Genomic DNA, 8,138 nt, shown 5'->3' with positions numbered 1-8,138 from the left:
GTACCCCTCCGTCCCACCCCGTGCGGGAACCGGGCGTCACCGGGTGCCCACCCGCCGCCACCCTCGGCGACGCGGGGCGCGACACGACCATCGGCGTGCCGTGGCCGAAAATCGCGCCGCGGCGACGGCGCGTCGGCCACCGTCCTCCGGCCACTCCCGCGCGCCGGGCGGCCGGCCCGCTCCGGGGGTGCGCCCCCGGTGGGAGGCGGTCCCGCACGGTAGCGGGGGGTTGACACTCGGAAGCGCTGAGCGGCTCTGTGAGCCTCTTGGCCCCCGGGTCCGAATATGGGGAGTCGGCGGGCGGAGGTTCAGGGCGCCACATGCGGACTCAGGCACCGGCAAACCCCCATTCATGTCAGTGCTACCGGTAGACTAGAGAGCAATCCCCGCCCTGTTGGTGGGACACGTCGATTAACGCTGAACGACGCAGCCGCTCCCGTATGCCCGGAGACGGCTTGTGCTGTGCCAGAAAGGGCGCTTCGTGGCCGATTCCGGCAACCCCAACGAGAACAATCCGTCCACTGCCGGCTCCGCCGACGGCACCGCTCCCGGCGTGCCGTCGTACGACGCCAGCGCGATCACCGTCCTCGAGGGTCTGGACGCGGTCCGCAAGCGGCCCGGCATGTACATCGGCTCGACCGGTGAGCGTGGTCTGCATCACCTGGTCCAGGAGGTCGTCGACAACTCCGTCGACGAGGCCATGGCCGGGCACGCGGACACCATCAACGTGACGATCCTGGCGGACGGCGGCGTGCGCGTCGTCGACAACGGCCGTGGCATCCCGGTGGGCATCCACCCCGTCGAGAAGAGGCCGGCCGTCGAGGTCGTGCTCACCGTGCTGCACGCGGGCGGCAAGTTCGGCGGCGGGGGGTACGCCGTCTCCGGTGGTCTGCACGGTGTGGGTGTCTCGGTGGTGAACGCGCTCTCCACCAAGCTCTCCGTCGAGATCTGGACCGACGGCTACCGCTGGACGCAGGACTACAAGGGCGGTGCCCCCACGGCACCCCTCCAGCAGCACGAGGCCACCGAGGAGACCGGCACGTCCGTCACCTTCTGGGCGGACCCGGACATCTTCGAGACGACCGAGTACTCCTTCGAGACGCTGGCGCGGCGCTTCCAGGAGATGGCGTTCCTCAACAAGGGACTGACCATCTCGCTGACCGACGAGCGCCCCGACCACGTCGACGAGGAGGGCAAGCCGCTCTCCGTCAGGTACCACTACGAGGGCGGCATCGTCGACTTCGTGAAGTACCTCAACTCGCGCAAGGGCGAGCTGATCCACCCGACCGTGATCGACATCGCCGCCGAGGACAAGGAGCGCATGCTCTCGGTGGAGATCGCGATGCAGTGGAACTCGCAGTACACCGAGGGTGTCTACAGCTTCGCGAACACCATCCACACCCATGAGGGCGGCACCCACGAGGAGGGCTTCCGGGCCGCTCTGACGGGTCTGGTCAATCGTTACGCCCGGGACAAGAAGCTGCTCCGCGAGAAGGACGACAACCTCACGGGTGAGGACATCCGCGAGGGTCTGACCGCGATCATCTCGATCAAGCTCGGCGAGCCCCAGTTCGAGGGCCAGACGAAGACGAAGCTCGGCAACACCGAGGCGAAGACGTTCGTGCAGAAGATCGTGCACGAGCACCTGACGGACTGGCTGGACCGCAACCCCAACGAGGCCGCGGACATCATCCGCAAGTCCATCCAGGCCGCCACGGCCCGGGTGGCGGCCCGCAAGGCGCGCGACCTGACCCGCCGCAAGGGCCTGCTGGAGAGCGCCTCGCTGCCGGGCAAGCTGAGCGACTGCCAGTCGAACGACCCGACCAAGTGCGAGATCTTCATCGTCGAGGGCGACTCCGCCGGCGGCTCGGCCAAGTCCGGCCGGAACCCGGAGTACCAGGCGATCCTCCCCATCCGAGGAAAGATCCTCAATGTGGAGAAGGCGCGGATCGACAAGATCCTCCAGAACACCGAGATCCAGGCGCTGATCTCCGCCTTCGGCACCGGTGTGCACGAGGACTTCGACATCGAGAAGCTCCGCTATCACAAGATCATCCTGATGGCGGACGCCGACGTCGACGGCCAGCACATCAACACCCTGCTGCTGACCTTCCTCTTCCGCTTCATGCGGCCGCTGGTCGAGGCCGGGCACGTCTACCTCTCCCGCCCCCCGCTGTACAAGATCAAGTGGGGCCGGGACGACTTCGAGTACGCGTACTCCGACCGCGAGCGCGACGCCCTGCTGGAGCTCGGCCGGCAGAACGGCAAGCGGGTCAGGGACGACTCGATCCAGCGCTTCAAGGGTCTCGGCGAGATGAACGCCGAGGAGCTGCGGGTCACCACCATGGACGTCGACCACCGCGTGCTGGGCCAGGTCACCCTGGACGACGCCGCCCAGGCCGACGACCTGTTCTCGGTGCTGATGGGCGAGGACGTCGAGGCGCGCCGCTCGTTCATCCAGCGCAACGCCAAGGACGTCCGCTTCCTCGACATCTGAGTCGGCCGTTGTCGCCCCGGGGCCGTCCGCGAAGCGGCCCCGGGGCACCCAAGCTCGAAAGGACGTTGACCAGGAATGGCCGACGAGACTCCCAACATTCCGCCCGGTGCCGTCACCCCCGAGGGTGAGGCGCCGACCATCGAGGGCGTGGGCCTGCGTGTCGAGCCGGTGGGGCTCGAGACGGAGATGCAGCGCAGCTACCTCGACTACGCGATGTCCGTCATCGTCTCGCGCGCGCTGCCCGACGTGCGCGACGGCCTCAAGCCGGTGCACCGCCGCGTGCTGTACGCGATGTACGACGGCGGCTACCGGCCGGAGAAGGGCTTCTACAAGTGCGCCCGCGTCGTCGGTGACGTCATGGGTACGTACCACCCGCACGGCGACGCCTCGATCTACGACGCCCTGGTGCGCCTGGCGCAGCCGTGGTCGATGCGGATGCCGCTGGTGGACTCCAACGGCAACTTCGGCTCCCCGGGCAACGACCCGGCGGCGGCCATGCGGTACACCGAGTGCAAGATGGCGCCGCTGTCGATGGAGATGCTCCGGGACATCGACGAGGAGACCGTCGACTTCCAGGACAACTACGACGGCCGCAACCAGGAGCCGACGGTCCTGCCGTCCCGCTTCCCGAACCTGCTGATCAACGGCTCGGCGGGCATCGCGGTCGGCATGGCCACCAACATCCCGCCGCACAACCTGCGCGAGGTCGCGGCCGGCGCGCAGTGGGCGCTGGAGCACCCGGACGCCTCCCCCGAGGAGCTCCTGGACGCGCTGATGGAGCGCATCAAGGGCCCGGACTTCCCCACCGGCGCGCTGGTGGTGGGCCGCAAGGGCATCGAGGAGGCGTACCGCACCGGCCGCGGCTCGATCACCATGCGGGCCGTGGTCGAGGTCGAGGAGATCCAGAACCGCCAGTGCCTGGTGGTCACGGAGCTGCCGTACCAGGTGAACCCGGACAACCTGGCGCAGAAGATCGCCGACCTGGTGAAGGACGGCAAGATCGCTGGCATCGCGGACGTCCGCGACGAGACGTCCTCGCGGACCGGCCAGCGCCTGGTGATCGTGCTCAAGCGGGACGCGGTCGCCAAGGTCGTCCTCAACAACCTCTACAAGCACACCGACCTCCAGACCAACTTCGGCGCCAACATGCTGGCGCTGGTCGACGGCGTGCCGCGGACGCTGTCGCTGGACGCGTTCATCCGCAACTGGGTGACGCACCAGGTCGAGGTCATCGTGCGCCGGACGAAGTTCCGGTTGCGCAAGGCCGAGGAGCGGGCGCACATCCTGCGCGGCCTGCTCAAGGCGCTGGACGCGATCGACGAGGTCATCGCGCTGATCCGGCGCAGCGACACCGTCGAGGTCGCGCGCGAGGGCCTGATGGGCCTGCTGGAGATCGACGAGGTCCAGGCCAACGCGATCCTGGAGATGCAGCTCCGTCGGCTGGCGGCCCTGGAGCGGCAGAAGATCGTCGCCGAGCACGACGAGCTCCAGGCGAAGATCAACGAGTACAACGCGATCCTGGCCTCGCCGCAGCGCCAGCGGGAGATCATCAGCGAGGAGCTCGCGGCGATCGTCGAGAAGTTCGGCGACGACCGGCGCTCCAAGCTGATCCCCTTCGACGGCGACATGTCGATCGAGGACCTGATCGCCGAGGAGGACATCGTCGTCACGATCACCCGTGGCGGCTATGTGAAGCGGACCAAGACCGAGGACTACCGCTCGCAGAAGCGCGGTGGCAAGGGCGTGCGCGGCACGAAGCTGAAGCAGGACGACATCGTCGACCACTTCTTCGTCTCCACCACCCACCACTGGCTGCTGTTCTTCACCAACAAGGGCCGGGTGTACCGGGCCAAGGCGTACGAGCTGCCGGACGCCGGCCGGGACGCGCGCGGCCAGCACGTGGCGAACCTGCTGGCCTTCCAGCCGGACGAGCAGATCGCCGAGATCCTGGCGATCCGGGACTACGAGGCGGCGCCGTACCTGGTGCTGGCCACCAAGTCCGGCCTGGTGAAGAAGACCTCGCTGAAGGACTACGACTCGCCGCGCTCGGGCGGTGTCATCGCGATCAACCTCCGGGAGATGGAGGACGGTCGCGAGGACGAGCTGATCGGCGCGGAGCTGGTGGGCCCCGACGACGACCTGCTGCTGATCAGCAAGAAGGCCCAGTCGATCCGGTTCACCGCCACGGACGAGGCGCTGCGGCCCATGGGCCGTGCCACCTCGGGCGTCAAGGGCATGAGCTTCCGCGAGGGTGACGAGCTGCTGTCCATGAACGTGGTCCGGCCGGGCACGTTCGTCTTCACCGCCACCGACGGCGGCTATGCGAAGCGGACGAACGTCGACGAGTACCGCGTCCAGGGCCGTGGTGGCCTGGGCATCAAGGCGGCCAAGATCGTCGAGGACCGCGGTTCGCTGGTGGGCGCGCTGGTGGTGGAGGCGACGGACGAGATCCTCGCCATCACGCTCAGCGGTGGTGTGATCCGTACGCGGGTCGACGAGGTGCGGGAGACCGGCCGTGACACCATGGGCGTCCAACTGATCAACCTGGGCAAGCGCGATGCCGTGGTCGGCATCGCCCGGAACGCCGAGGCCGGTCGCGAGGCCGAAGAGGTCGAGGAAGCGGCCGACGCAGCCGAGGAGACCGCGCCCGAGACGGTCGGGGCCGAGGCCCCGGCCGAGAGCGAGGAGTAGGTCGTGAGTGGAGCCACGGGCGCCGGGGTGGGCGGTCCGGGAACCGAGGAGGACACCACCTCCGGGAGTTCCACGACTGTGAAGGACGGTGCTCGTGGCTCCGCCGGCGGCGGGGCGGGCGCGGTCGGCCCGGCCGGCGCCGGTGACGCGGTCGGCACGGTTGACCCGGTCGGGGCGGCCGGCGCGGCCGACACGGGGAAAACCGCGGCTGGAAAGCCCGTGGCCGGGAAGACTGCGGCGGGGAAGGCCGCGGCCGCGGCGAGGAACACGCCCAAGAGCACGCCCAAGGGCTCGCGACCGGGGCGACAGGCGCGACAAGGGGGCAGCGTGACGGAGACCCGTCAGCCCGAGCCGGAGCAGCAGTCCGCACAGCCGTACCACCCGCCGCAGGCGTACCCGTCCCAGGCGGCGCGCAAGCCCCGTACGGGCGGCCCGGGGGGCCAGGGCGGCACGGCGGGGACCGGAGCGGCCCGTACGGTGCCGCGCACCCGCAAGGCCCGGCTGCGGGTCGCCAAGGCCGACCCCTGGTCGGTGATGAAGGTCAGCTTCCTGCTCTCCATCGCGCTGGGCATCTGCACGATCGTGGCAGTGTCGGTGCTGTGGATGGTGCTGGACGCCATGGGCGTCTTCAGCGCCGTCGGCGGCACGATCAGCGAGGCCACCGGCTCCAACGAGGGCAACGGCTTCGACCTCCAGTCGTTCCTGTCGCTGCCTCGGGTGCTGATGTTCACCTCCGTGATCGCGGTCATCGACGTGGTGCTGGCCACGGCCCTGGCCACGCTGGGGGCGTTCGTCTACAACCTGTCGGCGGGCTTCGTCGGGGGCATCGAGCTGACGCTGGCGGAGGACGAGTAGTCGCCGGGTGGTCCGTCGGACGGGCCGCCGGGGAGGGGCGTCCGGGCGCCGCCGGAGCGGGGCGCCCCACGGCCGCCGGGGGACGATTTTGGGACTGCGCCCCAGGTGCGCTAATCTTTCGGTGCAGCGCGGGGCTATAGCTCAGACGGTTAGAGCGCTTCCCTGATAAGGAAGAGGCCACAGGTTCAAGTCCTGTTAGCCCCACCGTGCGATCGGCCCGGAGGAAGGAAACTTCCTCCGGGCCGATGTCTTTTCGTGAGGCACCCCGCAGGTCACCGATCGATATCGACTGGTGTGTATCATCGGGCGCCAGAGGTCCCCTACGTCAACGAAAGACGAGGTCGCGCGGTGAAGAAGCTTCTCCTGGTCGCACTGGCCGCCATCGGCGGGCTCCTCGTGTACCGCCAGATCCAGGCGGATCGCGCCGAGCAGGATCTGTGGACGGAGGCGACCGACTCCGTGCCCGCAGGTTCGGGTGTGTGAGCCACACCCACTCACGGGCGCCCCGCTAGTGGCGCCCCGGTGAATCGGGGACGACAGTCCCGTACGCAAGGCCCCGGCCGCTCGGTGCGACCGGGGTTTTGTGCTGTGCGGCTGTGGTGTGGGGCTGTGCTGTGGGGCTCCGGTGGGTGCGGCGGTGGTGTGGGGCGGTCCCGGGCGGGGCGCGTTTTTGCCGGACCGTGATGCCGATCCCCTTGTATTCGCCCAAGCAAATCAATAGCTTGCACCAGCAAAGATCACGAGTGGTCCGGGGCTTCGGTCGGCGTGAGCGGTCCGGCGGCACGGTGAGGACACAAGGGGGAGAGCGATGAGGCTGCGCAGCCGAGGCCGGGCCGGCCTCGCCACGGCCGTGGCGCTGTGCGCGGTGCTGGCGACGTCCGGGCAGGCCCTGGCGGCCCCCTCGGCCCCCTCCCCGGGCGCGTCGGCCGGCCCGTCGGCGGAACCGTCCCCGTACCAACGGGCCAAGGGCGCACGGCAGGTGAAGGGCGGCGGGAGCAGCGCCGAGGGGCCGCAGCTGGAGCGGGGCGTGTCCACGGACTCCATCGGCCCCGGCGAGAAGCGGTACTACGGCGTCACCCTGGACGCGGCGTCGAACACCTATCTGTCGGCGGTGGCCGCGCCCGAGCCCGGCAGCAAGGTCGACTACAGCGACTCCCTCACGGCCACCCTCCAGAGCACCGACGGCACCGAGTGCGACGAGAGCGAGGCGAAGTTCGGCTCCGGCGACCTGGCCCGGCCGCTGGCCGCCACCGTCCAGCGCCTCATCGGCAAGGACGCCCGATGCGGGCAGGCGGGCCCGTACTACCTGGTGGTGGAGCGGAAGACCGCGCCGGGCTCCGATCAGACCGTGTGGCCGCTCGAACTGAGCCTGATGAACGAGCCGGCGCTCAAGGAAGGGGCGCCCGCCCCGCCCGTGGCCGGCAGTTGGAGCACCACGCCGCCGACCCCGCCCACCGGGCAGCCGCGGGAGCGCAGGGGCGGCACCGGGTTCAACGACGCGCGGGCGCTGACCGCCGGCGTCTGGCGGGACGAACTGCGGCCCGGCGAGACCCGTTTCTACCGGGTGCCGCTCGACTGGGGCCAGCAACTGTTCCCCGTGGCGGAGTTCTCCAGCGCCCCCTCGGCGGAGAACACCTATCTGAGTGATGTGCTGCGCATCAGTGTCTACAACCCGGCGCGGTTCACGGTGACGAGCAAGGCGGCCTCGTACGAGGGCAAGCCCAAGGCCGTGCAGCCGGACGCGCTGGCGCCGGTCGCCCACGCCAACCGCCACCAGAGCACGTCCTCCGGCGAGATCAGCGGCATGCGCTTCGCGGGCTGGTACTACCTGGCCGTCTCCCTCGACTCCGAGACGGCGCCGCTCACTCGGGGGAGCCTCGGCCTGACGCTGCGGCTGACCGTTCAGGACACGCCGGGGGCCGCGGCGCCGGAGTACGACGGGGACGCCGCGGCCGCGGGCTTCGGGCTGACCGACGGCGACCGGGAGGCCGCGAGGAACGGTGAGGCGGCGGACGAGGCCGCCCACCGGGCAGCCGCGGGAGCGCAGGGGCGGCACCGGGTTCAACGACGCGCGGGCGCTGACCGCCGGCGTCTG

General features: G+C 70.0%; 5 protein-coding genes and 1 tRNA gene. All 6 read left to right on the top strand.

Going from position 1 to position 8,138, the window contains the following annotated elements:
* Positions 1-457 precede the first annotated feature (457 nt).
* Positions 458-2,497 carry a DNA topoisomerase (ATP-hydrolyzing) subunit B gene (gene gyrB, locus ACSNOD_RS25160; protein ID WP_436769327.1) on the top strand — a complete coding sequence of 680 codons (2,040 nt, stop codon included), beginning with the start codon at positions 458-460 and terminating at the stop codon, positions 2,495-2,497.
* Between the two features lie 75 nt (positions 2,498-2,572).
* Entirely contained in the window at positions 2,573-5,188 is a 2,616-nt protein-coding gene (gyrA, locus tag ACSNOD_RS25155; RefSeq protein ID WP_436769326.1) for a DNA gyrase subunit A, read from the top strand.
* Between the two features lie 3 nt (positions 5,189-5,191).
* On the top strand, positions 5,192-6,043 hold the full coding sequence (locus ACSNOD_RS25150) for a DUF3566 domain-containing protein (protein ID WP_436769325.1): 852 nt from the start codon (positions 5,192-5,194) through the stop codon (positions 6,041-6,043).
* Between the two features lie 130 nt (positions 6,044-6,173).
* A tRNA-Ile gene (locus ACSNOD_RS25145) sits at positions 6,174-6,247 on the top strand.
* Between the two features lie 144 nt (positions 6,248-6,391).
* Complete coding sequence (locus tag ACSNOD_RS25140; RefSeq protein ID WP_003958712.1) at positions 6,392-6,526, top strand: DLW-39 family protein; 135 nt, start codon at positions 6,392-6,394, stop codon at positions 6,524-6,526.
* Positions 6,527-6,851: 325 nt separating this feature from the next.
* The coding region (locus ACSNOD_RS25135) for a hypothetical protein (RefSeq protein ID WP_436769324.1) at positions 6,852-8,138 on the top strand (1,287 nt) is incomplete at its 3' end.

The sequence above is a fragment of the Streptomyces sp. URMC 123 genome, from assembly GCF_051386515.1.
In the GTDB taxonomy this organism is placed as follows: Bacteria; Actinomycetota; Actinomycetes; order Streptomycetales; family Streptomycetaceae; genus Streptomyces.
This window is presented reverse-complemented; position numbering and strand designations above follow the sequence as displayed.